Below are 26,543 nucleotides of genomic sequence, written 5' to 3'. Positions count from 1 at the left end.
AGCACCACCATGAACGTCATCACCGATCTGCTCGCCGGCGTCCTCCACTTCCTGGGCTGGCTCGTCTGACGCTCGCAGTTCACGGCGCCGCCGGTTCCCCGTCCCAGGGGACCGGCGGCGCCGCCGTTTGGCGGGGGGATATCGACCGATTTATGAGGTATCGCGAGGGCGTCCGGCTCGTTGGGCAGCGCATGAAGCAGCTCAGACGACGGCGCTGGATCTGGTCTCCCATCACTTCCTGGCAGGCCAGACGGCTGGCCCGGGTGACGGGGGCGCCCTTCGACGACGCCTGGGTCGAGATCAGGCTGACCACGCATCCGGACGAGCGGCACTTCGCCCTCGCCCACGACGTGCTCACCCAGGTCCTCCTCGCGCGGAGCGCCGTCTGCCTGGAGGACGGGCCGAGGTACGCACCGGGCGCGGGGTCGCGATGGGCGCCGGACGCGGGGGCGCGGGGGGCGCCGGACGTCGGATCGCGGTGGGCGCCGCAGAGCGAGTGGCGGCCCCGGGACGGTTCGCTCAGACCGTGACCGGTTCGCCCGCCCGCTCCTCCTCGCGGCCCAGGAGGCGGCGCAGCTCGTTCACCGCGGCCCGCCCGGCGCGGTTGGCGCCGATCGTCGAGGCCGACGGGCCGTAACCCACCAGGTGGACACGCTCGTCCAGGAGCGCGCGGGTCCCCTCCATCCGGATCCCGCCGCCCGGCCCCCGCAGCCGCAGCGGGGCCAGATGGTCGATGGCCGGCCGGAAGCCGGTCGCCCACAGGATCACGTCCGCCTCCACCGTGCGGCCGTCCGCCCACGCGGCCCCGGTCGGCGTGATCCGTTCGAACATCGGCTGCCGGTCCAGGACGCCGTCGGCGAGCCCGGCGCGGAGGGCGTCGTTCAGCGGCAGCCCGGTCACCGAGACCACGCTGCGCGGCGGCAGCCCCTGCCGTACCCGCTCCTCGACCAGGGCGACGGCAGCGCGGCCCTCGGCCTCGCCGAAGGGGCCCTCGCGGAAGACCGGCTCGCGCCGGGTCACCCACGTCGTCGCGGCGGCGTGGCCGGCGATCTCCAGCAGGTGCTGGGTGGCTGACGCGCCGCCGCCCACCACGATCACCCGCTTCCCGGCGAACGCCTCGGGACCCGGGTACCGAGCGGTGTGCAGCTGGACGCCCCGGAAGGTCTCCTGGCCGGGATAGCGCGGCCAGAACGGCCGGTCCCAGGTGCCGGTGGCGTTGATCAGCGCCCGGGTCGCGTACACCCCCTCCGAGGTCTCCACCCGCAGCCGCCCGCCCTCGCCCTCCCGGACGGCGCTCACGTCCACGGGCCGGTGCACGCGCAGTCCGAAGGTCTCCTCGTACGCGTCGAAGTAGGCGCCGATCACCTCGGAGGAGGGGCGGGAGGGGTCCGCCCCGGTCAGTTCCATGCCCGGCAGCGCGTGCATCCCGTGCACCTTGCCGTAGGTCAGCGAAGGCCAGCGGAACTGCCAGGCGCCGCCCGGGCGCGGCGCGTGGTCGAGGACGACGAAGTCCCGGTCCGGCTCCAGACCGACGCGCCGCAGGTGGAAGGCGGCGGAGAGCCCCGCCTGCCCGGCTCCGACCACGACGACGTCCACCGCCCGGACCGCGCCGCCGCCCACTGCTTCGACCACAGAATCGTTCACGTTTCTACCAACCGGGACGGGGGCCGGGTTCTTCCCGGGGGTGGGCCGGTCTTCGCAGCATGCCGATGTGACCGCGCGTGGTGAGCAGTGCTGTGCGCAACATGGTGCGAACGTCGCCACCCGCGGCCGACACGGTCAACGGTGTCTCGGAGCGTGGACGGGCGATACCGCGCCTCGGACGGCAGGATGACCCCATGTCACATGCGTTCACCTCCCGCGTCCTCAGCCTCACCACCGGCAGCCGCGAGACCGTCACCGACCTCACCAAGGTCTGCGAGGACTTCCTGGCGGAGGCGGCCACGGGCCGCGACGGCCTCCTCAACCTCTTCGTCCCCCACGCCACCGCCGGCCTCGCCGTCCTGGAGACCGGAGCGGGCAGCGACAGCGACCTCCTCTCCACCCTCCACCACCTGCTCCCCGCCGACGACCGCTGGCAGCACCGCCACGGCTCCCCCGGCCACGGCCGCGATCACGTCCTCCCCGCCTTCCTCCCACCCCACGCCACCCTCCCCGTCCTCGCCGGCCGCCTCTCCCTGGGCACCTGGCAGTCGGTCTGCCTGGTCGACACCAACGTCGACAACCCGGAGCGACAGGTGCGACTGAGCTTCCTGGCCTGACCGAGCCGACCGCCGGCGCGCAGGGGCTGCGTCGATCGACGTGAAGGGGGAGGGCGACAATGCGCCATCGGGGTACGGGAGTTGCCGGAGTGTTGCGCTACGTTGATGGGGTGACCGACATCGAATCGCGCATCGACACGTCCCGGCCGCACACCGCCCGGATATGGAACTACTGGACGGGCGGCAAGGACAACTACCCGGTCGACCGGGAGGCCGGAGACCGGATCCGGGAGCTGCATCCGGGGATCGGGGCGTACGCGAAGGCGGACCGGCTGTTCCTGGGGCGGGCTGTGCGGTACCTGGCCGAGCAGGAGGGCATCCGGCAGTTTCTGGACATCGGCACCGGCCTGCCGAGCGCCGACAACACCCACGAGGTCGCCCAGCGCGTCGCCTCCGACGCGCGGGTCGTGTACGTGGACAACGACCCCCTCGTGCTGGCGCACGCCCGCGCGCTGCTCGTGGGGACGCCCGAGGGGCGGACGGACTACCTGGACGCGGACCTGCGGGACGTCGACACGATCCTCGCCGCCGCCTCGAAGACGCTCGACCTCTCGCAGCCGGTCGCGCTGATGCTGCTCGGCGTCGTCATCTTCGTCGAGGACGACGAGGAGTCGTACGCGATCGTCCGCCGCCTCATGGACGCGCTCGCACCCGGCAGCCACCTCGTCCTCTCCCACACGGTCACGCACCCCGACATGCCGGACGTCGACGCGGCGGTCGCCTTCTGGAACGAGCACGGCACCCCGAAGCTCACCCAGCGCACCCCCGCCGCCGTCGCCCGCTACTTCGACGGCCTGGAACTGCTGGAGCCCGGCGTGGTCTCGTGCTCGGCATGGCGGCCGGAGGACCCGGCGGACGACGTCGCGATGTACGGAGGCGTCGGCCGCAAGTGACGGCGGGCGACCGGTGGCGGGTCGGGAGGCGGCGGGCCCCGGCGGAGTGACCCGAGGTCACTCGACCGTCACTTCGCCGTAGTGGCGGTGGAAGAGGGTGAGGACGTCGAAGGCGAGCGTCTTGCCGCGCAGGTCCTCGCGATCCGTGTGCACGGTCGCGTGCCGCAGGTCGGTGATGTCGACGGCGGTCACGTTGACCGCCGGGTCGTCGAAGCTGAAGGTCACCTTGCCGGGTTCCAGGTCGGCGTCGTTGAGGATCTCCACCGAGACGCTGCTGCCCGCCGCCGTCGCCCTGGCCCGCGGCAGCGGCAGGGGCATGTCCCAGGTCTCGATGAAGACCTCGCCGGAGAGCGGCCGCCCGAGCTTGTTGCACTCGACGAAGACGTAGTCCATGCTCACGACGTTGGGCGTGAGCCCGCTGCTGTAGCACTCCGAGGCCGAGAAGTCGGCGACGAGGGGCATCTCGTGATTGAGGAGCTGCGCCTCGGGGAAGTGCCCGCCGCCGGCCGACGAGTTGCTCGTGAACAGCTGACCCTTCCTGGTGCTGACCACCATGATGAGCCCGTGGCCGTCACTGACGCCGTTCCCGAAGGTGTTGCCGCTGCCCAGCGTGCTCGGGAAGACCTCCATGTCACCCTTGCCGAGCCCGCCGTCCTTGAAGCGCACGGCCTCGACCAGCAGGTCGGCCGCGGCGACGTAGTTCAGGGCCAGGACCTCGCTGTCGCTGTCCATGCCGATCGGTACGTGGAACGAGCCGCCCTTGTCCACGATCGGCTTCTGGTAGCCGGGGCGCGGCGCGAAGCCCTGCTCCCGTACGGGGGTGAGGTCGATCGGCTCCGGCGTGCCGAAGGTGCGTCCTCCGTCGCGAGAGGTGAGGAGCGCGGGCACGAGCCGGTCTTCTCTGAGGAGGTCCACCCGGGCGACGACCTCGTCGTCCATGATGCCGAAGGACACGCCCCCGACCGTGGGCTCCTCCACGACGACCTGCTCCGGCCCCGGCTCGGAACCCTCGAACCGCCGGAGGAAGATCCGTCCCGTGTCGCGGCACTTGTAGCCGAGGACGCCGAAGGGCGGCTCCTCGGACTGGACGAGCCCGATCGGCACCTGGCTGTAGGCGAAGAACGGGAAGTCGACGTTCCGCGCCTCGGTCTCGACGCGGCGCCCGTCGTGCCAGAGTTCGCCCTTGCCCTCGGGCCGGGACACCCAGGTCGCGCAGACCCGCCCGGTGTGCTTGTTCAGGCTGATGTGGTAGCGCCAGATCGGCCCCTCGGCGAGGGTGTGACGTCCCCGCTGGACTTCCGAGGCGGCGGGCTGCAGGTACTCGCTGAGGAGCAGGCGCTGCCCCTCCACCGTCGCGGCCCAGGTGAGGCGCCGCATGTCGTCACGCAGGACGAGCACCTGCGGGCCCTTGAAGTAGCGCGTGCTGTCCGTCGAGCGGGCGATCCGCCGTCCCCCGTGCACGTTGCCCTCGGGCAGCCAGTGGCGGGGGACGATCTCTCGCGGAAGGGGCTCGCCGTCGAAGAAGCGGTCGTCGAGGGCCTGGCTCGGCGACCTGCGCCAGTGCCCGTGTCGTTCCGTCAGCTCGTCCTGCTCCGCCCGGCTCACAAAGCGCATCGATTCCTCCACCAGCTCAGGCGGCCGAGGACCGTTTCCCCGGCCGGGCATCCTCGCGGCGAGCAGCCGGGATCATCGCTCGACCGCCCGCGCCGTAGGTCCGGCCAGTATTGGCGCCCGCCCTGGGATGCGGTGCTCAGCGTGACGACGGCATGGCGCGGAGTACCTCTCCTGGGCTGAAGGGGCGGCCGGGCGCGTCTCCCCGTGAGGCCCTCCGCCGGCTCAGTCCACGTCCCAGGTGACCGGCAGGCGGTGGACGCCGTAGATGCTCATGTCCGTGCGCAGCGGCACCTCCTCGGGCGGTACGCCGAGGCGCAGGGTGGGGAACCGGTCGAGCAGCGCGGGGAGGGCGACGGTCAGTTCGACGCGGGCCAGTTGCTGGCCGAGGCACTGGTGGATGCCGTGGCCGAAGCCGAGGTGTCCGGTGGCCTTGCGGCGCAGGTCGAGGACGTCGGGGTCGGGGAAGCGCTCCGGGTCGCGGTTGGCCGCTTCGAGCGAGAGGGTGACGGACTCGCCCGCCCTGATCGTCCGCCCGGCCACGTCGGCGTCCTCCAGCGCGGTCTTCACGGTGGTGTGGGCGACGGTGAGGTACCGCATCAGCTCCTCCACGGCCTGCGGGGCGAGGTCCGGGTCGGCGCGCAGGGCCTCGGTCTGGTCGGGGTTGCGGAGCAGGGCGAACGTTCCGTGGGCGATCATGTTCGCGGTCGTGTCGAGCCCCGCGGCGAGCAGGAAGCCGCCGATGCCGACGAGTTCCTCCTCGGTCAGGTCGGAGTCCTGGGCGAGGTCGCCGAGCAGGTCGTCGGAGCGTACGGCGCGTTTGGCGGCCACCAGCCCGGCCATGTACTCCTGGAGCCCGGCCATCGCCCCGTACCGCTCCTCGGGCGTCACGTCCTGGGACATCAGGGTGTGGGCGTGGTGCTGGAAGCGCCCGCGGTCGGCGTAGGGCACGCCGAGCAGCTCGCAGATCATCAGCGCGGGGACGGGCCGCGCGAACGCCTCGACGAGGTCGGTCCCGGGCCCGCTCCGCTCCAGCGCGTCCAGGTGCTCGGCGGTGATCTCCCGCATCCGCTCGGTGAGTTCGCGCATGCGGCGCACGGTGAACTTCCCCGCGAGGATCCGCCGGAAGCGGGTGTGCTCGGGCGCGTCCATCCCGGTCATGTCGCCGACGGGCGCGGGCGGGAGCGGGCCCTCGGGTGCGCCGGGGAAGGGGTAGTGGATCAGCTCGAACCGGGAGCTGAACCGGGGGTCGCCCATGAGGGCGCGGACCGTCGAGTAGCCGGTGGCGAGCCACCCCACGTGCCCGTCGGGGTACGTCATCCGGGCCAGGGGCGCCGCGTCGCGCAGCTCCGCCAGACCGGCGGGCGGGTCGAAGGGGCAGCCCGCGGCGCGCTCGGTCGGCAGCGTGACGGGCTCGGTCGGGAGCGTGTCGGGCTCGGTCGAGGTGCGGGGGGTCGTCGGTTCGTGCTGCATGGGTCCTCCGGTCGAGAGAGCGAGTGCGGTGAACGCGTGTGCGGGCCGGCCGGGTCGGCCGGTGGTGCGGGCAGGGGCTGCCCGGCCCGGGGGTCAGGCGGCGCGGCGGAGTGCCGCGCGGTCGACCGGGGCCGAGGCGGTCGCCGTGACGGCGCGCAAGGGGCGGCGAAGGGGAGTGGGGGCGGGGGTCGCGGCTCGCGAGCGGTGGCGCGCGAAGACGAGCAGGCGCAGTACGGCGAAGCGTCCGACGCCGGCCAGTGCGGAGGCGGCCAGGTAGACGGTCTGCCGGAGCATCGCGTCGGGCGCCGCCGCCAGGTGCTCCAGGACGAACATCGCCAGACAGGTCACGACATACGCCGCCGCGGCCGAACCGGCGGACTGCGCGTGCTGGCGCCGTGTCGCGCGTCCGCCCGTGCCGAAGGTGAAGCGCGCGTGCAGTTCGGTGGAGAGGACCGTGGAGACCACGGTGACCAGGGCGTTGGCCAGCACCCAGGGGATCCAGGCGCCCAGCGCCGTCACGGCGAACCCGGCGGCCACCCCCACTCCGCCGCCGCAGAGCACGAAACGGGTGAAGGCGGTGGCGGTGCCGGGTGCCGCCTGCCGTCGGCTCCGCGCTGTCGGCATGGCCCGACCCCCCTCTCCATGGCGAGCGTCGCGAGGTGCGCATCCCTCGACTCGGACCACCGAGGAATGTGCCGCCAGTGGTGCCATGATGGCACATAGATGGCGCCAGTGTCTTCATGATTTGGCATCACGTGGCGCGTCAGGCCGAAATCGGCCCCTTGGGGTGGGGTCGAACCCGCGTGGAGCTGGGGTTTTCGTGTGGCATCGCAGTGGTGCCACTTTTGCGCCACGGCGCACGGGACGCGGGTCGACGCCTTTCCGCTCGCACGCGCGGCGGCCGCCCGGGCGGGAGGGTGAGGCGTGGGCGGCGTGGGTAGCACTGGGGGCGGGGCAGGCTCTGTCCGGGTGGGCCCGATCCGGCGTACGCGCGTTCGGTTAGGGTGACCTTGCCGGGTGGCTTCCGCTCGGTGGTGGAGGCGGGTTCGCGTGCCGGTACGGTGGGGCTCGGGGCACGCGACGGGCAGAGGCGGAGCGCAGGTGACAGGCGGAGACCGGGCTGGTGCCCTTCGTGGGGCCACGGTGGCGGGACGCGCGCGGCTACTGACCGGGACGAGGCGTCGTGGGTAAGATCGCGATGACGGCCGCGACTCTCTACGTGATCGTCCTGCTCAGGGCCGGAGGGACCTTCGCCGTCGGCTGGCTCGCCGGCGCCGGCGCCCGCCGCAGCAGGTTCGCCGAGCGGATCTCCTCCGCCAAGTTCCAGCGCGTCGAGACCGCGATCCAGCGGTGGGGCGCCCCCGTCGTGGCCGTCTCCTTCCTGACCGTCGGCTTCCAGACCGCCGCCAACTTCCTCGCCGGCACCATGCGCATGCCGCTGCCGCGCTACCTTCCCGCGCTGTTCGTGGGCGGAGCGGCCTGGGCCCTGATCTACGCCACCGTCGGGATCGGCGCGCTCGCCGCTCTGGGCGCGCTGTTCGCCCGGCACACGGCGCTGGGCGTGGCCGGGGTGGCCGTCCTCCTCCTCGGGGCGTGCGGGCTCGTGGCGTACCGCAGGCGACGCGCGGCGACGACCGCGCCGGACGCGGACGAACCCGGCCTGTCCTGACGACCGGTCCTGACAGCCTGTCCTGACGACCGGGCGCGTCCAGCGCGGTCCCCGCCGGGATCAGGAGACGCCGGCGTTCACCACGTGCAGGGCGGGAACCGGGCGGGGGGAACCCTCGGCGTCGATGGCGACGAAGGTGAGGAAGGCGGTCGCGACCTCCGTGGCCGGGCCGGAACTGTTCCAGCGCTCGGCGGTCACGCGGACGCCGACGGTCATCGAGGTCCGCCCGGCCCGTTCCAGACCCGCCTCCACGCTGAGCAGGTCCCCGGCCCGGACCGGGGCGAGGAAGGTCATCCGGTCGACCGACACGGTCACCGCCGGTCCGTCGGCGTGACGCCCGGCGGCGGCCGCGGCGGCGTCGTCGATCAGCTTCATCATGACGCCACCGTGGATGGTGCCGTACAGGTTGGTGTCGTGCTCGCTCATGATGTGGGCGAGCACCACCCGGGAGTCGTCCGGGGTCTTGGCGGGTCGGGGGGATGCGGAGACGGCACGATCGGCCACGTCAACTCTCCTTCGCGAGTCGCGGCGGTGCGGCACCGCGCGCACGGGTCGCCGGCGCGCGGACAGTGGGCAGGTCTTCGGACTCGCGGGCACGCCCTCCGGATCTCCACCCGGCGGACCCCTACTGGCCGTCGCTTCCCAGGTCCTCCCCGGACCCAGTGCGTATGACGGCGGTCGTTCCCGCTCACCGCTGCGGGGCAGTCCCGGATTCCCACCGGGTTCCCTCTTGCGACGCCGTCCGTCACGGGATCCCCATGCCGTTCGGGCCAGGGGGAGGACGGGGGCGAACCAGCTGCACCCGCCAGCGTACGCGCCGCCGCCGCCCGCGCGGACCCTCCCCCTGTCCCGCCCCGGCTACTCCGTGCGCAGCGCCGTGGCCGTACGGGTCCGGGCGGCCCGGGCGGCGGGGAGGAGGGCCCCCAGGGCGGCGATGAGCAGGCCGCCGAGGGCCAGCGGGAGGAGCTCGCCCGCGCCGTACACGTCGATGACGGAGGCGGGCAGACGCAGCCCCACGCCGTCGGCCATCGCCGGCAGGACCCGGCCGTGCAGCGCCACCCCGAGCGGTACGCCCAGGGCACCCGCGGCCGTCCCGGTCACGGCGACCGACGTGAGGACCATCGCCACGGTCTGCCGGGGGGTCATGCCGAGCGCCTTGTGCACGCCGATCTCCCGGAAGCGCTCCCGGGTGTCGAGCAGCACGCCGTTGAGGACGCCGAGCGCGGCGACGGCGACGAGGACCAGGGTCAGGAGCGCCGCCAGCACCCGGAGCGTCACGACCATGTCGCCGCCCGAGCGGAGCCCGCCGGTCCGAGCGGTGGCCCCCAGCGGCGCCAGACGCGCGTTCAGCGCCTCGACGTAGGCCGGTACGTCGGTGCCCGGGGCGACCGCGATGTGGTGACTGGTCGGCGTCGGGTCGGGGTGCGCGGGGGCGACGCTCGCGACGTCGGTGAAGACCTGCATGCCGTCGTTGCGCGGGTCGAGGACCTCGCCGACGATCCGTACCGTGACCGGCTCGGCCATCCCGCTCAGGGTGACGGTGTCGCCGACGCGGGTGCCGGTGGCGGTCAGGAACGGGGTCGGCACGACGGCCTCGCCGGGCGCGCCGAACCAGCGGCCCGACACCATCGTGTACCCGCCCCAGGACGCCTCGCCGGTGAAGGCGACCACCTCGACGAGGCCGGTCAGGCCGGACACCGTCGCCCGTACCGTCGTGGCGCTGTAGTACCGCCCGGTGCCGGGGGTCGCCGCGACCGCCGCGCCGACGGCCGCGGGATCGACCTTCGGCGGCGGCCCGGGGGCGGCCCCGGTGCCGGGAGGGCCGGGGGCCGGCCGGGGCTCGGGCACGGTGACGTCCGCCACGTCGTGGGTCTTGGCCTTCATCACCTCGCCGAGCGAGGCGCTCATCCCCACGGTGAACGTGACGGCGACGGCGCCGAACAGGACCGCCGTGCCCATGGCCAGCGCGCGGAGCGGCCGGGCGAAGGGGCGCATCAGGCCCAGGGCGACCGGCTGCGGCAGCGGCAGGCGCCCGGCCAGGCGGGCCGCCCGCCCCCCGCGCCCCGTCGGGGCGGCGCGTCCGACGGCGAGCGCGTCGACCGTGCGCAGCCGGCCCGCCCGCCGGGCGCTCGCCCACGCGGTCGCCGCCACCAGGCCGAGCACCCCGGTGACCACCGCCAGGTCGACCGAGGGCGCGACGGCCAGCGAGGAAGTGCCGTACACCTCCTCGGCCTCGGCCAGGACGGGCACCGCGAGCAGATGACCGGCGAGCACGCCGACGGCCGTGCCGACGGCGGCGGGCACCAGCGCCTGGCCGACGTACGCGCGGACGACCTGGGCCGGGGTGCAGCCGACGGCCTTCAGGACGCCGATCCGGCGCGTCCCCGTGCCGACCGCCGACGCGACGACGTGGCCGACGACGAGCACCGACATGACCAGGCCGAGCGCGCCGAACGCCATGAGGAACGGCACGTAGAGGGCGGTGTCGCGCTCGGCGTCCCCCGCGACGGTCAGCCACGACCGCTCGCCGGCGGCCGCCCCGGCCGGCAGCCCCGCCGTCACCGCCCTCCCGCCGGCGGCGACGGCCTCGGCGGTGCCCGCGTCCGCGAAGCGGTACAGCATCTGGAACCCCCCGCCGCCGGACGGGGCGAGCGCCGGCATCTGCTCCGGGACCACCCACGCGTCGGCGGTCCCGGTGACCGAGCGGGCCACTCCGACCACCGTCAGCGTCGTGTCGCCGGACCGCCCGGGGAACCCGACCTTCAGACCCAGGACCGGGAACAGCGGGGCGTCGGCGGAGAGCACGATCTCCCCGGGGCCCGCGGCCCACCGCCCGTCGAGCAGCGCCACCGCGTCCACCTCGCGGCCCGGATCGGGCCGCCCTGCCACGGTCACCGGCCACCCGGGACCGGACCCGTCGGCGCGGGGGGTGACCGTCGCCGTGCGGAACGGGCCCGCCGCCGCGCTCACCCCCGCCGCCTCCCCGGAGCCCGCCAGCCGCCCGGCGCTCACCGCCTCCGCGTCGAACTCCACGGACAGGTGCGCCCCGTTCTGCCGGGCGAAGGCGTCGCGGAAGGGGTCGCCGGAGACCACGATCAGGGAGCCGGCCAGGACGGAGGCGGCCACCGCCGTCATCGCGGCGAGCCCGATCAGGAGCGACTGCGTCCGCCGGCGCACCCCCGCGCGCACCACCCCGCCGAGCGCCCTCACCGAACCTCCCCGGCGGCGGACGGAAGGCTCCCGGCGGTGCCGGACGGCGAAGGGAGGCGCGCCGGGCCGTCCTCCGTGATCCGGCCGTCGGTGATCCGCACCGTGCGGTGCGCGCAGGACCGGGCAAGCGCCGGATCGTGGGTGACGACGACGAGGGTCCGCCCCTCGGCGTGGAGCGCGGCGAGCAGCGCGCCGACGTCCTCCCCGGCGGCCGAGTCCAGCGCACCGGTCGGCTCGTCGGCGAGGAGCACCGCCGGGCGGTTCATCAACGCCCGTGCGACGGCGACGCGTTGGCGCTCGCCACCGGAGAGGCGGTTGGGCAGGGCGCGGGCGTGCCGGTCGATGCCGAGGCGCTCCAGGAGTTCCGCGGCGCGCGCCTCGGCCGCGCGCCGCGCGGTGCCCGCGAGGCGTGCGGGCAGGACGACGTTCTCGGTGACGGTCAGATCGTCGAGCAGGTGGAAGAACTGGAAGACCATGCCGACCCCCGCGCGCCGGTGCAGCGCCGCCCCGGCCTCGCTCAGGCGGTCCACCCGCACCCCGTCGACGGTGACGGTCCCCGCGTCGGGCCGGTCCAGGCCGGCGATGAGGTGGAGGAGCGTCGACTTGCCGCTGCCGGAGGGGCCGAGCACCGCGACGGCCTCGCCGGGCATCACGGTCAGCGACACGTCGTGCAGGGCGGGCGGCCCGTCGTCGTAGCGGCGGGTCACCCCGCGCAGTTCGATCACCGGTGCGGTCACGGATGGGCTCCTCGGGTACGGGGGAGGGGGCGGGTACGGGGGAGGGGTGGCCTCCGCCCGGGACTGCGGCGGCGGAGGCCACCGGAGTCGGGTACGGGGGAGGGGACGCCTCCGCCCGCCGCTCCGGCGGTGGCGGAGGCCGCCGGGGACGGCAGGGCGCCCCGGTCGCCCGAACGCTAGGACCCGGCCCGCCCGGCCCGCGTCGGCCGCCCGGACCCCTTTCCGTACCGCGCCGGCATGACTCCCCGGGACGTCATCCCCGAGAGGTAGGCGAGCGGTGTACGCGCGCCGCCGGAACCCCTTCCGGCGGCGGATCCCCCCGGTGCGGGCGACGGCGACAATGAGCCGGTGATGAACGTGCGTACGACCGCGGCCCGGCTGCGGGGCCTGGCTCGCGACGCGGTCCGTGACGCGGTCCGCGACGTGACGGTCCCGACCGGCCCGCCCCCGCGGCTCAGCCGGCGCGCCCGGCACGCCGACCTCGTCCTGGCGCTGTTCTTCGGCGTCGTCACCGTCCACTACGGCATCGACAACATCGGCGTCGTCGTGATCCGCGAGAGCCCGCCCGGCGTCGTGCACGTCCTGGCCCGGCCGTCCGGGTTCGCCGGAGGCGCCTGGATGGTCTCGCTCGCGGTCGTCGCCTCCGGCGCCCTCGCCTTCCGCCGCCGCCTGCCGCTCGCCGTGCTGTGCGTCGTGACGGCGGCGACCCTGGCGACCCCGCAGAGCGTCCTGAGGCTGACCTTCTACGCGTACGTCCTCGCCGTCTACAGCGCCGCCGTGTACAGCCCGTACCGGGCGGCGACCCTGGTGGCGCTGCCGGTCTCGGTCGTCCTCGTCGGCACGTCGGGAAACGCGGTCACGCCGATCGTCCCCAACGAGTACATCGCCCTGCTCATCCTGGTCCCGATGGCCATGGCCGCCGTCGGCGTGCGCACCTGGAAGCTCCGCACCGACGAGAGCCGCACCCGGATCTCCGCCCTCGAACGCGAACAGGCCGAGGCGCTGCGCAGGGCCGTCGCGCACGAGCGCGCCAGGATCGCCCGGGAACTCCACGACGTCGTCACCCACAACGTCAGCGTCATGATCATCCAGGCGGGCGCGGCCCGCACCGTCATGAAGACCTCGCCCGAGCAGGCCGGAGAGGCGCTGCTCGCCGTCGAGGCGAGCGGCCGCTCGGCCATGACCGAACTCCGGCACGTCATGGGGCTGCTCACCATGGCCGGTGAGGGCGAGGGGCGGGACGCGGAGGCGGAGCCGGACGGCGCGCCGGAGGAGGACCTGGCTCCCCAGCCGGGCCTCGGGCAACTGGAGGCGCTCGTCGGACGGGTGCGGGACGCGGGACTGCCGGTGGCGCTGACCGTGACCGGCGCGCCCCGCGAACTCCCTTCCGGCATCGGGCTCGCCGCCTACCGGGTGGTGCAGGAGGCGCTGACGAACGCGGTGAAGCACGCGGCCGGCGCCACGGCCGCCGTCACCGTCGCGTACGGTCCGGAGCTGCTGCGGGTGGAGGTCACCGACACCGGCGGCCGTCCCGGGCCCGGCGCGGCCGGCGGCAACGGCCGGGGCCTGATCGGGCTGCGCGAGCGACTCGCCGTCTACGGCGGCACGCTGGCCGCCGGCGCCCGTCCGGCGGGCGGCTACCGTGTGGAGGCCCTGATCCCCCTGGAGGCACCGTGACCGAGCCGCCGCCGCGCGTGGTCCTCGCCGACGACCAGACCCTGGTCCGCACCGGATTCCGGATGATCCTCGGCGCCGACGGCATCGACGTCGTCGCCGAGGCGACCAACGGCGTCGAAGCGGTCGAGGCGGTCCGCCGCACCCGTCCCGACGTGGTCCTGATGGACATCCGGATGCCGGAGATGGACGGCCTGGAGGCCACCCGCAGGATCCTGTCCGGGGGCCCGGACGAACCCCGCGTCGTCATGCTGACCACCTTCGACCTCGACCGGTACGTCTACGCGGCGCTGACCGCCGGGGCCAGCGGCTTCCTGCTCAAGGACGTCACCCCCGAGCACCTGGCCTCCGCCGTCCGCACGGTCCGCACCGGCGACGCCCTCCTCGCGCCCGCCATCACCCGCCGGCTCGTGCGGCGGTTCACCCGGCGCGGCGACGAGACCGTCGCCCTCCACCGCGACCTCGCCGCGCTCACCCCGCGCGAGCTGGAGGTCCTGGGACTGCTGGCGCGCGGGCTGAGCAACGCCGAACTCGCCGCCCGTCTGCACCTGGCCGAGGCGACCGTGAAGACCCATGTCGCCCGCGTCCTCGGCAAGCTCGGCCTGCGCGACCGCGCCCAGGCCGTCATCGTCGCGTACGAGACGGGGCTGGTCAGCGCGGGGGAGGGGGCGGCGGACGAGGACTCGTGAGGCGTGTCTCATCGGCAGGCGCCCCCCTTGCTATGCAACCAGTTGCATAGCAGGATCGGGGTATGGCGCTCGAACACGCGATCCTCGTCTCCCTGCTGGAGAAGCCGGGGTCCGGATACGAACTGGCCCGGCGGTTCGAGCGGTCCATCGGCTACTTCTGGACCGCCACCCACCAGCAGATCTACCGCGTCCTCAAGCGCATGGAGAACGACGGCTGGGTCGCCGCCCGCGAAGTGCCCCAGCAGGGGCGGCCGGACAAGAAGGAGTACTCCGTCGCCGACCTCGGGCACGCGGCGCTCAGCTCCTGGCTGCACGAGCCGATCGAACCCGAGAGCGTCCGGCACGACCTCGCCGTCAAGATCCGCGGCGCGGCCTTCGACGACCCCGCCGGCCTCGTCCGCGAGGTCGAGCGGCACCGGCAGGCGCACACCGACCGCCTCACCCACTACCTCGCGGGCGAGGCACGGGACTTCCCGCCGGACTGCGAGCCCGCCACGCCCCAGGGCGCCGAGCCCGCCGAGCGCCCGGACACGGGCCGCGCCGTGCCCCCGGACGCCGGCCGTGCCACGCCCCCGGACGCTCCCGCCACGCCCCCCGACCCCGAGCGCGAGCTCCAGCACGTCGTGCTGCGGGGCGGCATCGCGTACGAACGCATGATGATCGCCTGGCTCGACGACGTCCTCGCCACCCTGCACCGGTTCTGAGCCCACCTCCGGGCCCTCGCTCCTCATCCACCCCTCCACCCCTCCTTCCCTCAAGGCGGAACCCATGGCCGACGCGCTGCTGTTCAACCCCCGCACCTACGACCCCGCGCACTTCGACCCCGAGACCCGCAGGCTGCTGCGCGCCACCGTCGACTGGTTCGAGGAGCGCGGCAAGCGCCGGATCATCGAGGACTACCGCTCCCGCGCCTGGCTCGGCGACTTCCTCGACTTCGCCGCGAAGGAAGGGCTCTTCGCCACCTTCCTGACCCCCGCCGGCGAGGCCGGCGACAACACCGACAACCCCGCCAAGCGCTGGGACACCGCCCGCATCGCCGCCCTCAACGAGATCCTCGGCTTCTACGGGCTCGACTACTGGTACGCCTGGCAGGTCACCATCCTCGGCCTCGGCCCGGTCTGGCAGAGCGACAACGCCGCCGCCCGCGCCCGCGCCGCCGAACTCCTCGATCAGGGCGAGGTGTTCGCCTTCGGCCTCTCCGAGAAGACGCACGGCGCCGACATCTACTCCACCGACATGCTGCTCACGCCGGACGGCGAGGGCGGCTTCCGCGCCACCGGTTCCAAGTACTACATCGGCAACGGCAACAAGGCGGGCCTCGTCTCCGTCTTCGGCCGCCGCACCGACGTCGAGGGCCCCGACGGCTACGTCTTCTTCGCCGCCGACAGCCGCCACCCCGCCTACCACCTGGTCAAGAACGTCGTCGACTCCTCCAAGTTCGTCAGCGAGTTCCGCCTGGAGGGCTACCCGGTCGCCGCCGAGGACGTCCTGCACACCGGCCGCGCCGCCTTCGACGCCGCCCTCAACACCGTCAACGTCGGCAAGTTCAACCTCTGCACCGCCTCCATCGGCATCTGCGAGCACGCGATGTACGAGGCCGTCACCCACGCGCAGAACCGGATCCTCTACGGCCGCCCCGTCACCGCCTTCCCGCACGTGCGGCGCGAACTCACCGACGCCTACGTCCGGCTGGCCGGCATGAAGCTCTTCAGCGACCGCGCCGTCGACTACTTCCGCACCGCCGGGCCCGACGACCGCCGCTACCTCCTCTTCAACCCGATGACGAAGATGAAGGTGACCACCGAGGGCGAGAAGGTCATCGACCTCATGTGGGACGTCATCGCCGCGAAGGGCTTCGAGAAGGACAACTACTTCGCCCAGGCGGCCGTCGAGATCCGCGGCCTGCCCAAGCTGGAGGGCACGGTCCACGTCAACCTCGCCCTGATCCTCAAGTTCATGGGCAACCACCTCCTCGCCCCGGCCGCCTACGAGCCCGTCCCCACCCGCCTGGACGCCGCCGACGACGCCTTCCTCTTCCGCCAGGGCCCCGCCCGCGGCCTCGGCTCCGTCCGCTTCCACGACTGGCGGCCCGCCTTCGACGCGTACGACCGGCTGCCGAACGTCGTCCGCCTCCGCGAGCAGGCCGACGCGCTCTGCGACTTCGTCCGCACCGCCGCCCCCGACGAGGCCCAGAGCCGCGACCTCGACCTGCTCCTCGCCGTCGGCCAGCTCTTCGCGCTCGTCGTCCACGCCCAGCTCGTCCTGGAGCAGGCCGCCCTCACCGGCCTCGACGACGACGTCCTCGACGAGCTCTTCGCCGTCCTCGTCCGCGACTTCTCCGCCCACGCCGTCGAGCTCCACGGCAAGGACTCCGCCACCGAGGCCCAGCAGACCTGGGCGCTCGCCGCGGTCCGCCGCCCCGTCGTCGACGAGGCCCGCACCGCGCGCGTCTGGACCCGCGTCGAAGCCCTCTCCGGCGCGTACGAGATGCGGCCCTGACCCCCGCCGGCCGGGCGGCGCGCTCCGGCGCGCCGCCCGCGCCACCGGCTGTCACCCCCACCGCCTACGATGACCGCCCATGAGCACGAGTGACGACGACGGCAGACCCCTCGTCGACGGACGGTTCCGGCTGATCTCCCGCCTCGGCAGCGGCGGCATGGGCACGGTGTGGCGCGCCCGCGACATCGCCCTCGACCGGGACGTCGCCCTGAAAGAGGTGAGCCCGCCGGATCCCGCCGCCGAAGCGGCCCGCCCCGGGCTCACCGCGCAGCTGCGCGCGCGGGCGATCCGCGAGGCCAGGGCCCTCGCCCGCCTCTCCCACCCGCACGTCGTGACCGTCCACCACATCGTCGAGCCCGCCGACGGTTCCGCCCCGTGGATCGTCATGGAACTGGTCGAGGGGAACTCCGTCGCCGACCGGCTCGCCGCCGGGCCGCTCTCCGTACCCGAGGCGATCACCCTCGGCCGGGAGGTCCTCGGCGCCCTGCGCGCCGCCCACGCCGCCGGCATCCAGCACCGCGACGTCAAGCCCGCGAACGTCCTGCTGCGCGCCGGCGGCGGCGCCGTCCTCACCGACTTCGGCATCGCCGTCCTCGACGAGGCCACCTCCCGGCTCACCGCCTCCGGCGACCTCATCGGCTCCGCCGAGTTCATCGCCCCCGAGCGGGTGCGCGGCGAGGAGGGCAACCCGGCCTCCGACCTGTGGTCCCTCGGCATGCTGCTGTACGTCGCGGCCGAGGGCCACCACCCGCTGCGCCGCGCCACCAGCCTCGCCACCGTCGTCGCCGTCCTCGACGACCCGATCCCGCCACCGGTCCGCTCCGGCGCCCTCGGCCCCGTCCTCACCCGCCTCCTCGTCCGCGACCCGGCCCGGCGCCCCGACGGCGCCGAGCTCGACCGCCTCCTCGCGGAGGCGCAGGCCGCCGCCGGCGGTGCCGTCGCCGACGCCGTGCCCGCGGGCTTCGGCCCGCCCACGCCCGTCGCCCACCCGGCGCCCCCGGCGCATCCGTACGCCCGGCCCGCGTACGAGCTGCCCGGACCGCCGCCCGCCGAGCGCCCCACCGGCCCTGCCCGGCGCAAGCGCCTCGCCACGCTCTCCGGCGGACTGGTCCTCAGCGCGGCCCTGCTCGCCCTGGCCATCGCCCAGTTCCTTCCCTCGGGAGGAGACGGCGGCACCGGTGGCCTCGGCGACGGCAAGCCGAGCGGTACCAGCACCGGCGGGCAGACCCCCTCGTCCGGCCCGGCGACCGGCACCGCCCCCAGGACCACCGCGCCCGCCGGCCAGACCGCCGGCCCGCTCCTCACCCCCGACGGCGTCCGAACCGCCCTCGCCGCCTTCCGCGAGGCCACCGGCGTCACGACGATCAAGCAGATGTTCGTCTACGACGAGTACGCCATCGCCGAGATCCCGACCGAGCAGGGCGCCAAGACCTACGACCGCTACCAGTTCCGCGACGGCAAGGTCAGCCGGCAGGGCGTCGGCGGGACCATCAGCGCCTCCGACGCCGACGCACAGCCCTTCGACCCCTCCGTACTGCCCTGGGACGACCTGCCGGCCCTGATGCGGCGCGCCGACCGCGAACTGAAGGTCGACCCACCCCGGTCCCGGCACCTCATCGCCGAACGCTGGACCTTCAACGAGGACCGGCCCACCCTCCTCGTCTACCGGACCAACGAGTACAGCGCCGTCGGCTACCTCGCCGTCGACACCGAGGGCAAGCAGGTGCACAAGCTCACCGCCGACTGAGGCGCCGGCCTTCCGCTCCGGGGGACAATGGCCCGCGTGAACCAAGACGACCCGTACCTGTGGCTGGAAGACGTCGACGGCGAGGCGGCCCTCGCCTGGGTGGCCGAGCGGAACGCCGAGACCGAGGCCGCGCTCGCCTCCGGGCCCGGTTTCGACGCCTTCGCCGACCGCCTGCGCGAGGTGCTCGACGCCGTCGACCGCATCCCGTACACCACCCGCCGCGGCCCCTACCTCTACAACTTCTGGCAGGACGCCGAGCACGTACGGGGCCTGTGGCGGCGCACCACCCTGGAGCAGTACCGCAAGGACGCCCCCGAGTGGGAGACGCTGCTCGACGTGGACGCGCTCGCCGAGGCCGAGGGCGAGAAGTGGGTGTGGGCCGGGGCCGGGGTGCGGCGGCCCGCCCACGACCGGGCGCTGGTCCGCCTCTCCCGGGACGGCGGCGACGCCGTCGTGGTCCGCGAGTTCGACCTGGAGGCGCGGGCCTTCGTCGAGGACGGCTTCGCCGTGCCCGAGGCGAAGACCAGCATCGGCTGGATCGACGCCGACACCGTCTTCGTCGGCACCGACCACGGCCCCGGCTCGCTCACCGACGCCGGCTACCCGCGCACCGTCCGGCGCTGGCGGCGCGGCACCCCGCTCGCCGGGGCGCCCACCGTCTTCGAGGGCGAGCCCGCCGACGTCTCCGCCTGGGCCTGGCACGACGACACCCCCGGCTTCGAGCGCTCCTTCGTCGGCCGCTCCCTCGACTTCTTCCGCAGCGAGACCCACCTCCTCACCGGCGACGACCGGCTCGTTCGGATCGAGGTCCCCGAGGACGCCGAGGTCTACGCCCACCGCCGGCACCTGATCGTCACCCTCAAGTCGCCCTGGCTCGGCCACCCCGCCGGCGCCCTCCTCGCCTTCGGCTTCGACGCCTTCCTCGCCGGCGACCGCACGGCGGAGGCCCTCTTCACCCCGGACGAGCGCACCGCGCTCGCCGGCCACTCCTGGACCCGGCACCACCTGATCCTGGAGACCATGCGCGACGTCAGCACCCGCATCGAGGTGCTCACCCCGCGCGAGGAGGGCGGCTGGTCGCGCGCCCCGCTCGCCGACGTACCGCCGCTGTCGGCGGTCGCCGTCACCGACACCGACCCGGACGTCTCCGACGAGTACTTCCTCGACGTCTCCGGCTTCCTCCAGCCGTCCACCCTCACCCGCGGCACCATCGGCGGCGACAGCGAGATCCTGCGCCAGGCGCCGGCCCGCTTCGACACCACCGGCCTCTCCGTCGAGCAGTCCTTCGCCGTCTCCGACGACGGGACCCGCGTCCCGTACTTCGTCATCGGCCCCGACCGCGCCCCCGACCGGGGCCCCGGCCCCACGCTCCTCTACGGCTACGGCGGCTTCGAGGTCTCCCTCACCCCGTCGTACGCGGCCCTCACCGGCCGCGGCTGGCTGGAGACCGGCGGCACGTACGTCATCGCCAACATCCGAGGCGGCGGCGAGTACGGCCCCGACTGGCACCAGGCCGCCCTCGGCGCCCACCGGCACCGCGCCTTCGAGGACTTCGCCGCCGTCGCCCGCGACCTCGTCGCCCGGGGCATCACCACCCCCGAGCGGCTCGGCGCCGCCGGCGGCAGCAACGGCGGCCTCCTCATGGGCGCCATGCTCACCCGCTACCCGGAGCTCTTCGGCGCCCTCGTCTGCCAGGTGCCGCTGCTCGACATGGTCCGCTTCCACAAGCTCCTCGCCGGCGCCTCCTGGATCGCCGAGTACGGAGACCCCGACGACGAGGCCGACCTGCCGCACCTGCGGGAGCTCTCCCCGTACCACCGGATCACCGCCGGCGCCCCCTACCCGCCGGTGCTGCTCACCACGTCCACCCGCGACGACCGGGTCCACCCCGGACACGCGCGCAAGGCGGCGGCGCGGCTGCGCGAGCTCGGCCACCCGGTGCTCTTCCACGAGAACACCGGCGGCGGTCACGCGGGCGCCACCGACAACGCGCAGGCCGCCCGCAACAAGGCCCTGATGTACACCTTCCTGCGCGAGCACCTGGGCTCCTGACCCCGGCGGGTCGGAGCTGGCCGGGCGCCGGCCGGCAGGCGGTCAGAGCCAGCCGTGCCGCTGGGCCTGGAGCGCCAGCTGGAAACGGTTGGTGGCGCCCAGCCGGGCCATCAGGACCTGGATCCGGCGGAAGAGGGTGCGGCGGCTGACCCCGATCTCCCGGGCGATCACCTCGTCCGCCGCGCCCCCGGCGAGCAGCCAGAGCAGCCGCCGGTCGGCCGGCGGCAGGCCGCCCGGGAGCGCGGTGCGGCCGTGGAAGGGCAGTGCGTCCCGCCAGGACTGCTCGAAGAGCGCCACGAGCGCCGAGAACAGTCCGCACGGCTGCACCACGAGCATCGTGGTGAACACGTCGGCCTCCCGGATCGACAGCGACACCAGCGCGTACGCCTCGTCGATGATCACCAACTTGACCGGCACCGACGGCAGCACCCGGGCCTGCTCGCCGGCCGCGATCACCGGCTCGATCGACTGCTCCAGGTGACCCGGCTGCTCCAGGGAGGCCCGGGAGTAGATGACCCGCTGGGTGACGCCCCGGGCGAGGGTCGCGAGCGCGTCGTCGGTGGCGCCGGGGACCGTGAAGTACGGCGGCGAGTCCAGCTGCCTGATCTGCTGCCGGGCGCTCGCCCACGCCTGCCGCATCCGCGGCCCGATCGCCTCCCCGGTCACCACCTCCACCAGGTCGCCGTCGAACGCGGCGAGCCGCTGCCGCCGGAACGACTCGAAGGCGCCGCCCACCGTGATCCGCGACTCGTCCAGCTCCGCCGCCCGGTGCCGGCCCAGGATCTCCAGGCCCGCCGCCGGCGGCACCGGGGCCACCGTGCCGCCGCCGTCGACCGCCGGGCTCGCGAGCCCCGCGTCGACCAGCTCCCCGTACGCCTCCGCCAGCGCTGGCCCCTCGACCCCGGCCGCCGCGCCGACCTCCGCCAGCGGGGCCGGTGCCCGCTCCAGGAGCGCGCGGTAGACCCGCGCGGCCGTCTCGCCGAGGCCCAGGAGCCGCAGCGCCTCGCCCAGTCTCGCGTTCGCCATGGCCCCCATTCTGGCCGTGACCGGCGCCACCCGATGTCCGATCAGTGCCACTGGCACTCCTCGGCCCCACGGCGCCCCGGGGCGGGCTACGGTCCGTGAGCCGCCGACGACCGGCGGTGTCCCCCGGGATTCTCGACGAAGGAGCACGACGTGGCGAAGGGTCGCAAGAACGGCCTGTACGACGGCATATCCGAGGAGCTCTCCGCGCTCATGCGGACCGGCTGGGCCGACACCGAGCGGCACGACCTGACCGAGTCCCCGCAGGCGCCGTACGCCGCCGCCCGGCGGGCCGCGCTCTCCGCGCGGTTCCCCGGCGAGCGCCTGGTGATCCCCTCCGGCAACCTCAAGGTCCGCTCCAACGACGACACGTACCCCTTCCGCCCGTACTCCGGCTACGTTCACATGACCGGCGACCAGGCCCGCGACTGCGCGCTCGTCCTGGAGCCGCGCGAGGGCGGCGGCCACGACGCGTACTGCTACCAGCTGCCCCGCGACAGCCGTGACGACGACACCTTCTGGATCGGCTACACCGCCGAGCTGTGGATGGGCCGCCGGCTCTCCCTCGCCGAGGCCGAGACCGTCCTCGGACTGCCCTGCCGGGACGTCCGCGAGGCGGCCGGCGAGCTCGCCGCGGGCGCCGGCGTCCCCACCCGTGTCGTCCGGGGCGTCGACCCCGCCCTGGAGGCGGCCGTCACCACCGACGAGGAGCGCGACACCGAGCTGGCGGACGTCCTCAGCGAGCTGCGCCTGGTCAAGGACGCCTGGGAGATCGGCGAGCTGCGCAAGGCCGTCGACTCCACCGTCCGCGGCTTCACCGACGCCATCGGCGACCTGTCCACGGCCGTCGCCACCTCCGAGCGCTGGATCGAGGGCACCTTCTTCCGCCGCGCCCGCCTGGAGGGCAACTCGGTCGGCTACGGCTCCATCTGCGCCGCCGGCGAGCACGCCACGATCATGCACTGGACGGCCAACGACGGCCCGGTCCGCCCCGGCGAGCTGCTCCTCTTCGACGCCGGCGTCGAGACGAACTCCCTGTACACGGCCGACGTCACCCGCACCCTCCCCATCAGCGGCACCTTCACCCCCGTCCAGCGGCAGGTGTACGACGCCGTGTACGAGGCCCAGCAGGCCGGCTTCGACGCGGTGAAGCCCGGCGCCCCCTACCGCGCCTTCCACGAGGCCGCCCAGCGCCACCTGGCGGCCCGCCTGGTGGAGTGGGGCTTCATCGAGGGCCCGGTGGACCGCGCCTACGCACTCGGCCTCCAGCGGCGCTTCACCATGGCGGGAACCGGCCACATGCTCGGTCTTGACGTGCACGACTGCGCCACCGCGCGCACCGAGGAGTACGTCGGCGGCGTCCTCGTGCCGGGCATGGTCCTCACCGTCGAGCCGGGGCTCTACTTCCAGCCCGACGACCTGACGGTGCCCGCCGAGTGGCGCGGGATCGGCGTCCGCATCGAGGACGACCTGCTGGTCACGGAGGCCGGCCACGAGAATCTGTCGGCCGGCCTGCCCCGTACCTCCGCCGAGGTCGAGGAGTGGATGGCCCGCGTCGCGGGCTGATCCGCTCCCGCGCCCCCGGGAAGGGGGCGCGAGGGCGCGCGGCGGCGGAGCGCCGCACTCCGTTGTCCGGATTCCGGTGCGTCCGTACGGTCGAGAGGCACCGGAACTCCGCTCAGTTGGGGGTGGCCCATGAGGCTCCGTCTCATCTCGCTCTACTGCTCCAGGACCGAGGACGACACCGGCGAGGACGAGCAGCGCCTGCTCGTCAACGGCGTCCAGGTGTGGGGCGCGGAATCGCCCGGCCTCAACGACCGGGACACGGCCGACCTGTCGGGTGTCCCGCCCGTCGAGTTCGGCACCCGGGCGCGGGTCGAGCTCCTCGACTCCGACTCCCCGGACGACGACGACCTGCTCGGCCGCTTCTACGCGGGCCGGGCCCAACTCGGCCTCGGCGAACTGGAGTACAAGTTCGTCGAGGACGGCGGCGACTACACCCTCACCTACGAGGTCGTCGCCTGAGCCCCCGCCGGGCTCACGGCTCCCTCGCGGACACCCGGTCGACCAGGTCGGCCAGGGGCGTCCGCGAGGGCGCCGGGCCCGGGACCCGCCGGACCGCCCGGCTCCGTCACGTACCCGTCCCGGATCGGAGGCGGCCTTCCGCGCGGCCGTTCCCCGCCCGGCTGGCGAGGGCGCCGCCCACGGGGTACAGATCCGGTGGGGGCGCCGTGAGCGCCCGGAGCGAGGAGGTCGCCGTGGGACACCGCACCACCGGATTCGTACAGTCCTTCAACCGCCGCGCCGGCTACGGGTTCGTCCTGCCCGTCGGCTCCGAGGAACCCGTCCACTTCCGGGCGGAGGACATCGAGGGCGGTGTCCGCTCCCTCTCCGAGGGCCAGCAGGTCACCTTCGTGCTCGTCCTCGGCGAGGGCCGCTTCGAGGCGCGGGAGCTCCGCACCTGACCCGGGCCGGCCTGCCCCGTACGGAGCAGCGGCCCGCTACCGGTCGGACCGGGCGTTGCCCGTGAGGAGGCCGCTGCCGCGCACGTGGTACGGGTTTTCGGATCGGTCCATGACAAGGCTCCGTACGGCCTGCCGGGCCGGGCCGCGCGTGCCAGGGTGGAGGCATGACCATCGACGTGCGTCCGGCCTCCGTCTACGAGGACGTCCGCGCCGTGATCGGCCCCAAGTCGCCCACGGCCAATGTGTGTTTCTGCCTGAGCTACCGCGTGCCCTCCCGGCTGAACAACGAGCTGCGCGGACCGGCCAGGGGCGAGTACGTCGCCGGACTGTGCGCCGAGGAGCCCCCGCCGGGCGTCCTCGCGTACGAGGACGGCGAGCCGGCCGGCTGGGCGGCCGTGGCGCCCCGCTCGGAGACCACCTTCGCCCGCAACCGGAAGATCCCGCACGTCGACGACCTGCCGGTCTGGTCGCTCTGGTGCGTCCGCGTCCGTCCGGGCCACCGCAAGAAGGGCGTCAGCCACGCCCTGATCGCGGGCGCGGTCGAGTTCGCCCGCGCGCACGGGGCGCCGGTGGTGGAGGCGTACCCGCTGGACAACGGCGACGCCCGGGTGGACATGACGATGGCGTACGCCGGGCTTCGGAAGAACTTCGAGCGGGCCGGCTTCGTGAAGGCCGCCGACACCACCTCGGTGCTCGCCGGCCACCCCCGGATCCTGATGCGGCTCGACCTGCGCTGACCCCGGGGCGGGCGCCCCGGCCCCGGACACGACGAAGGCGGGGAACCACCGGTTCCTCGCCCTCTTCAACGTATAGCGCACGGGGGGCCTTGCGGCAAGGCCCCCACCAGGGCGCAGAATCGGCGGCCGTACCGCACACAGATGGGGGAACATCCATGTTCGATGCCGATGTCCTGGTGATCGGCGGCGGGCCGACCGGGCTCGTGCTCGCGTCCGAGCTGCGCCTGTGGGGCCTGCGCCCGCTCGTCCTGGAGAAGGCGGCGGAGCCCAGCGGGCACAGCCGCGCCCTCGGGCTGCACGCCCGCAGCATCGAGGTGATGGACCAGCGCGGCCTCCTCGACCGCTTCCTCGCCCGGGGGCAGCAGTACCGGGTCGGAGGCTTCTTCGCCGGGCTCGGCACCAGCTGGCCCGAGGGCCTGGACACGGCCCACTCGTACGTCCTCGGCATCCCGCAGAACGTCACCGAGGAACTGCTCGACGAGCGCGCCCGCGAGGTGGGCGTGGAGATCCGGCGCGGCCGGGAGCTCGTCGGACTCGACCAGGACGCGCAGGGCGTGACGGCGGAGCTCGCCGACGGCACCCGGCTGCGCGCCCGCTGGCTGGTCGGCTGCGACGGCGGTCGCAGCGCCGTGCGCGCCCTCGCCGGGATCGGCTTCCCCGGGCTGCCCGCCCGGCACGAGACGCTGATCGCCGAGGTGCGGATCGGGGTCCCGTGGGAGGAGGTCGTCCCGGTCGTGGCCGAGGTCCGCAAGACGTGCCTGCGGTACGGCGTGATGCCGCTCGGCGACGGGCTGTACCGCGTCGTCGTGCCCGCCGCCGGGCTCTCCGGCGACCGCTCCGCGCCGACGCTCGACGAACTGCGGGAGCGGCTGGTCGCGGTGGGCGGCACCGACTTCGGGGTGCGCGAGCCCCGCTGGCTGTCCCGCTTCGGCGACGGCACCCGGCAGGCCGAGCGGTACCGCGAGGGCCGGGTGCTGCTCGCCGGAGACGCCGCCCACATCCATCCGCCGACCGGCGGCCAGGGCCTCAACCTCGGCGTGCAGGACGCCTTCAACCTCGGCTGGAAGCTGGCCGCCGAGGTGCTGGGCTGGGCCCCTGAGGGGCTGCTCGACACGTACCACTCCGAGCGTCATCCGGTCGCCGCCGCCGTGCTCGACAACACCCGCGCCCAGATGGAGCTGATGTCCGAGGAGCCGGGGGCGCGGGCGGTGCGCCGGCTGCTCGCGGAGCTGATGGAGTTCGACCAGGTCAACCGGCACCTCATCGGGAAGATCACCGCCGTCGACCTCCGCTATGACTACGCGGGGGAGGGCGAGGACCCGCTGGTCGGGCGCCGGCTGCGGGACGTGCCGCTGAAGGAGGGGCGCCTCTTCGAGGCGGCGCGCGGCGGTCGCGGGCTCCTGCTCGACCGGACCGGGAGGCTCTCGGCGGAGGGCTGGGAGGACCGGGTGGAGCGGGTCGCCGGCGCGGGCGGCGAGCCGGACGTGCCGGCGGCGCTGCTGCGGCCGGACGGGCACGTCGTCTGGGTCGGCGACGACCAGGCGGAGCTGCGGGAACGCCTGGAGCGCTGGTTCGGGACGCCGACCGCCGGCTGACCGGACCGCCCGCCGTCCGGGCCGGGCGGCGGACGGACGCCCTCGGGCCGGGCTCGTCGTCCCCCCTGCCGGAGGCGGGTCCGGGGGCGGGTCCGGGGGCGGGAGGGGCGTGGGGGCGAGACGGGGTGCGGGCGAGACGGGGAGGGGGACGGCGCGCGCGGGGATGGGGACGGGGGACGGCGCGCGGGGACGGGCGCGGGGCCGCGCT

At 74.5% G+C, this 26,543-nt stretch carries 23 protein-coding genes and 1 riboswitch; of the genes, 15 read left to right on the top strand and 8 right to left on the bottom strand.

Annotated features, from left to right (window positions below):
* Window positions 1–191: 191 nt before the first annotated feature.
* Window positions 192–530 carry a hypothetical protein gene (locus tag ACIGHB_RS12920; protein WP_399912389.1) on the top strand — a complete coding sequence of 113 codons (339 nt, stop codon included), beginning with the start codon at window positions 192–194 and terminating at the stop codon, window positions 528–530.
* Here ACIGHB_RS12920 and ACIGHB_RS12915 read toward each other — a convergent pair.
* On the bottom strand, window positions 520–1,644 hold the full coding sequence (locus ACIGHB_RS12915; RefSeq protein WP_399912387.1) for an NAD(P)-binding domain-containing protein: 1,125 nt from the start codon (window positions 1,642–1,644) through the stop codon (window positions 520–522). The genes ACIGHB_RS12920 and ACIGHB_RS12915 overlap by 11 nt on opposite strands.
* 194 nt (window positions 1,645–1,838) lie before the next feature.
* Here ACIGHB_RS12915 and ACIGHB_RS12910 point away from each other — a divergent pair, with 194 nt between their 5' ends.
* Both ACIGHB_RS12910 and ACIGHB_RS12905 read left to right on the top strand, forming a co-directional pair.
* On the top strand, window positions 1,839–2,261 hold the full coding sequence (locus tag ACIGHB_RS12910; protein WP_399912384.1) for a YjbQ family protein: 423 nt from the start codon (window positions 1,839–1,841) through the stop codon (window positions 2,259–2,261).
* 110 nt (window positions 2,262–2,371) lie between these two features.
* Window positions 2,372–3,154, top strand: a complete 783-nt coding sequence (locus tag ACIGHB_RS12905; RefSeq protein ID WP_399912381.1) for an SAM-dependent methyltransferase — start codon at window positions 2,372–2,374, stop codon at window positions 3,152–3,154.
* A 57-nt stretch (window positions 3,155–3,211) separates the two neighbouring features.
* Here the strand turns inward: ACIGHB_RS12905 and ACIGHB_RS12900 are convergent, their stop codons facing one another.
* From ACIGHB_RS12900 to ACIGHB_RS12890, 3 genes are all read right to left on the bottom strand, one after another.
* Window positions 3,212–4,768: a hypothetical protein gene (locus ACIGHB_RS12900; protein WP_399912378.1), complete on the bottom strand. Its 1,557-nt coding sequence runs from the start codon at window positions 4,766–4,768 to the stop codon at window positions 3,212–3,214.
* Between the two features lie 222 nt (window positions 4,769–4,990).
* Window positions 4,991–6,238, bottom strand: a complete 1,248-nt coding sequence (locus ACIGHB_RS12895; protein ID WP_399912375.1) for a cytochrome P450 — start codon at window positions 6,236–6,238, stop codon at window positions 4,991–4,993.
* A 93-nt stretch (window positions 6,239–6,331) separates the two neighbouring features.
* Window positions 6,332–6,862: a GtrA family protein gene (locus tag ACIGHB_RS12890; protein WP_399912372.1), complete on the bottom strand. Its 531-nt coding sequence runs from the start codon at window positions 6,860–6,862 to the stop codon at window positions 6,332–6,334.
* A 559-nt stretch (window positions 6,863–7,421) separates the two neighbouring features.
* Between ACIGHB_RS12890 and ACIGHB_RS12885 the strand changes: the two genes are divergently transcribed.
* On the top strand, window positions 7,422–7,907 hold the full coding sequence (locus ACIGHB_RS12885; RefSeq protein ID WP_360311016.1) for a VTT domain-containing protein: 486 nt from the start codon (window positions 7,422–7,424) through the stop codon (window positions 7,905–7,907).
* Between the two features lie 60 nt (window positions 7,908–7,967).
* Here ACIGHB_RS12885 and ACIGHB_RS12880 read toward each other — a convergent pair whose 3' ends face one another.
* The 3 genes from ACIGHB_RS12880 to ACIGHB_RS12870 form a co-directional block, all read right to left on the bottom strand.
* The gene (locus tag ACIGHB_RS12880; protein WP_399912367.1) at window positions 7,968–8,411 is read right to left on the bottom strand and encodes an acyl-CoA thioesterase; all 444 of its coding nucleotides are present in this window, start codon (window positions 8,409–8,411) and stop codon (window positions 7,968–7,970) included.
* Window positions 8,412–8,482: 71 nt separating this feature from the next.
* Window positions 8,483–8,639, bottom strand: a riboswitch (cobalamin riboswitch).
* 126 nt (window positions 8,640–8,765) lie between these two features.
* Window positions 8,766–11,117 (bottom strand): ABC transporter permease, encoded by a 2,352-nt coding sequence (locus tag ACIGHB_RS12875; protein ID WP_399912364.1) that lies wholly within the window; start codon window positions 11,115–11,117, stop codon window positions 8,766–8,768.
* Entirely contained in the window at window positions 11,114–11,854 is a 741-nt protein-coding gene (locus ACIGHB_RS12870; RefSeq protein ID WP_360311020.1) for an ABC transporter ATP-binding protein, read from the bottom strand. Before ACIGHB_RS12870 ends, ACIGHB_RS12875 begins: the two co-directional genes overlap by 4 nt.
* 351 nt (window positions 11,855–12,205) lie before the next feature.
* Here ACIGHB_RS12870 and ACIGHB_RS12865 point away from each other — a divergent pair, with 351 nt between their 5' ends.
* The 6 genes from ACIGHB_RS12865 to ACIGHB_RS12840 all read left to right on the top strand — a co-directional run bounded on the left by ACIGHB_RS12865 (window position 12,206) and on the right by ACIGHB_RS12840 (window position 20,515).
* Window positions 12,206–13,531, top strand: coding sequence for a sensor histidine kinase (locus ACIGHB_RS12865; protein WP_399912361.1), 1,326 nt, complete (start codon window positions 12,206–12,208; stop codon window positions 13,529–13,531).
* On the top strand, window positions 13,528–14,217 hold the full coding sequence (locus ACIGHB_RS12860; protein WP_360311024.1) for a response regulator transcription factor: 690 nt from the start codon (window positions 13,528–13,530) through the stop codon (window positions 14,215–14,217). The genes ACIGHB_RS12865 and ACIGHB_RS12860 overlap by 4 nt, the downstream gene beginning before the upstream one ends.
* Window positions 14,218–14,279: 62 nt before the next feature.
* Window positions 14,280–14,921: a PadR family transcriptional regulator gene (locus tag ACIGHB_RS12855; protein WP_399912358.1), complete on the top strand. Its 642-nt coding sequence runs from the start codon at window positions 14,280–14,282 to the stop codon at window positions 14,919–14,921.
* A 64-nt stretch (window positions 14,922–14,985) separates the two neighbouring features.
* The gene (locus tag ACIGHB_RS12850; RefSeq protein ID WP_399912354.1) at window positions 14,986–16,716 is read left to right on the top strand and encodes an acyl-CoA dehydrogenase family protein; all 1,731 of its coding nucleotides are present in this window, start codon (window positions 14,986–14,988) and stop codon (window positions 16,714–16,716) included.
* A 79-nt stretch (window positions 16,717–16,795) separates the two neighbouring features.
* On the top strand, window positions 16,796–18,463 hold the full coding sequence (locus ACIGHB_RS12845) for a protein kinase (protein ID WP_399912351.1): 1,668 nt from the start codon (window positions 16,796–16,798) through the stop codon (window positions 18,461–18,463).
* A 27-nt stretch (window positions 18,464–18,490) separates the two neighbouring features.
* Window positions 18,491–20,515 (top strand): prolyl oligopeptidase family protein, encoded by a 2,025-nt coding sequence (locus tag ACIGHB_RS12840; protein ID WP_399912347.1) that lies wholly within the window; start codon window positions 18,491–18,493, stop codon window positions 20,513–20,515.
* A gap of 42 nt (window positions 20,516–20,557) precedes the next feature.
* Here ACIGHB_RS12840 and ACIGHB_RS12835 read toward each other — a convergent pair whose 3' ends face one another.
* Window positions 20,558–21,541: a LuxR family transcriptional regulator gene (locus ACIGHB_RS12835; protein ID WP_360311034.1), complete on the bottom strand. Its 984-nt coding sequence runs from the start codon at window positions 21,539–21,541 to the stop codon at window positions 20,558–20,560.
* A gap of 150 nt (window positions 21,542–21,691) precedes the next feature.
* Between ACIGHB_RS12835 and ACIGHB_RS12830 the strand changes: the two genes are divergently transcribed.
* From ACIGHB_RS12830 to rox, 5 genes are all read left to right on the top strand, one after another.
* Window positions 21,692–23,104, top strand: coding sequence for an aminopeptidase P family protein (locus ACIGHB_RS12830; RefSeq protein ID WP_360311036.1), 1,413 nt, complete (start codon window positions 21,692–21,694; stop codon window positions 23,102–23,104).
* Between the two features lie 129 nt (window positions 23,105–23,233).
* Window positions 23,234–23,563 (top strand): hypothetical protein, encoded by a 330-nt coding sequence (locus ACIGHB_RS12825; protein WP_360311038.1) that lies wholly within the window; start codon window positions 23,234–23,236, stop codon window positions 23,561–23,563.
* Between the two features lie 233 nt (window positions 23,564–23,796).
* Window positions 23,797–24,003, top strand: coding sequence for a cold shock domain-containing protein (locus ACIGHB_RS12820; RefSeq protein ID WP_360311040.1), 207 nt, complete (start codon window positions 23,797–23,799; stop codon window positions 24,001–24,003).
* A gap of 164 nt (window positions 24,004–24,167) precedes the next feature.
* Window positions 24,168–24,740 (top strand): GNAT family N-acetyltransferase, encoded by a 573-nt coding sequence (locus ACIGHB_RS12815; RefSeq protein WP_360311042.1) that lies wholly within the window; start codon window positions 24,168–24,170, stop codon window positions 24,738–24,740.
* A 155-nt stretch (window positions 24,741–24,895) separates the two neighbouring features.
* The gene (rox, locus tag ACIGHB_RS12810) at window positions 24,896–26,335 is read left to right on the top strand and encodes a rifampin monooxygenase (RefSeq protein ID WP_399912340.1); all 1,440 of its coding nucleotides are present in this window, start codon (window positions 24,896–24,898) and stop codon (window positions 26,333–26,335) included.
* Window positions 26,336–26,543 lie beyond the last annotated feature (208 nt).

It is taken from the genome of Streptomyces sp. NPDC085460, from assembly GCF_044541975.1.
Classification (GTDB): Bacteria; Actinomycetota; Actinomycetes; order Streptomycetales; family Streptomycetaceae; genus Streptomyces.
This window is presented reverse-complemented; position numbering and strand designations above follow the sequence as displayed.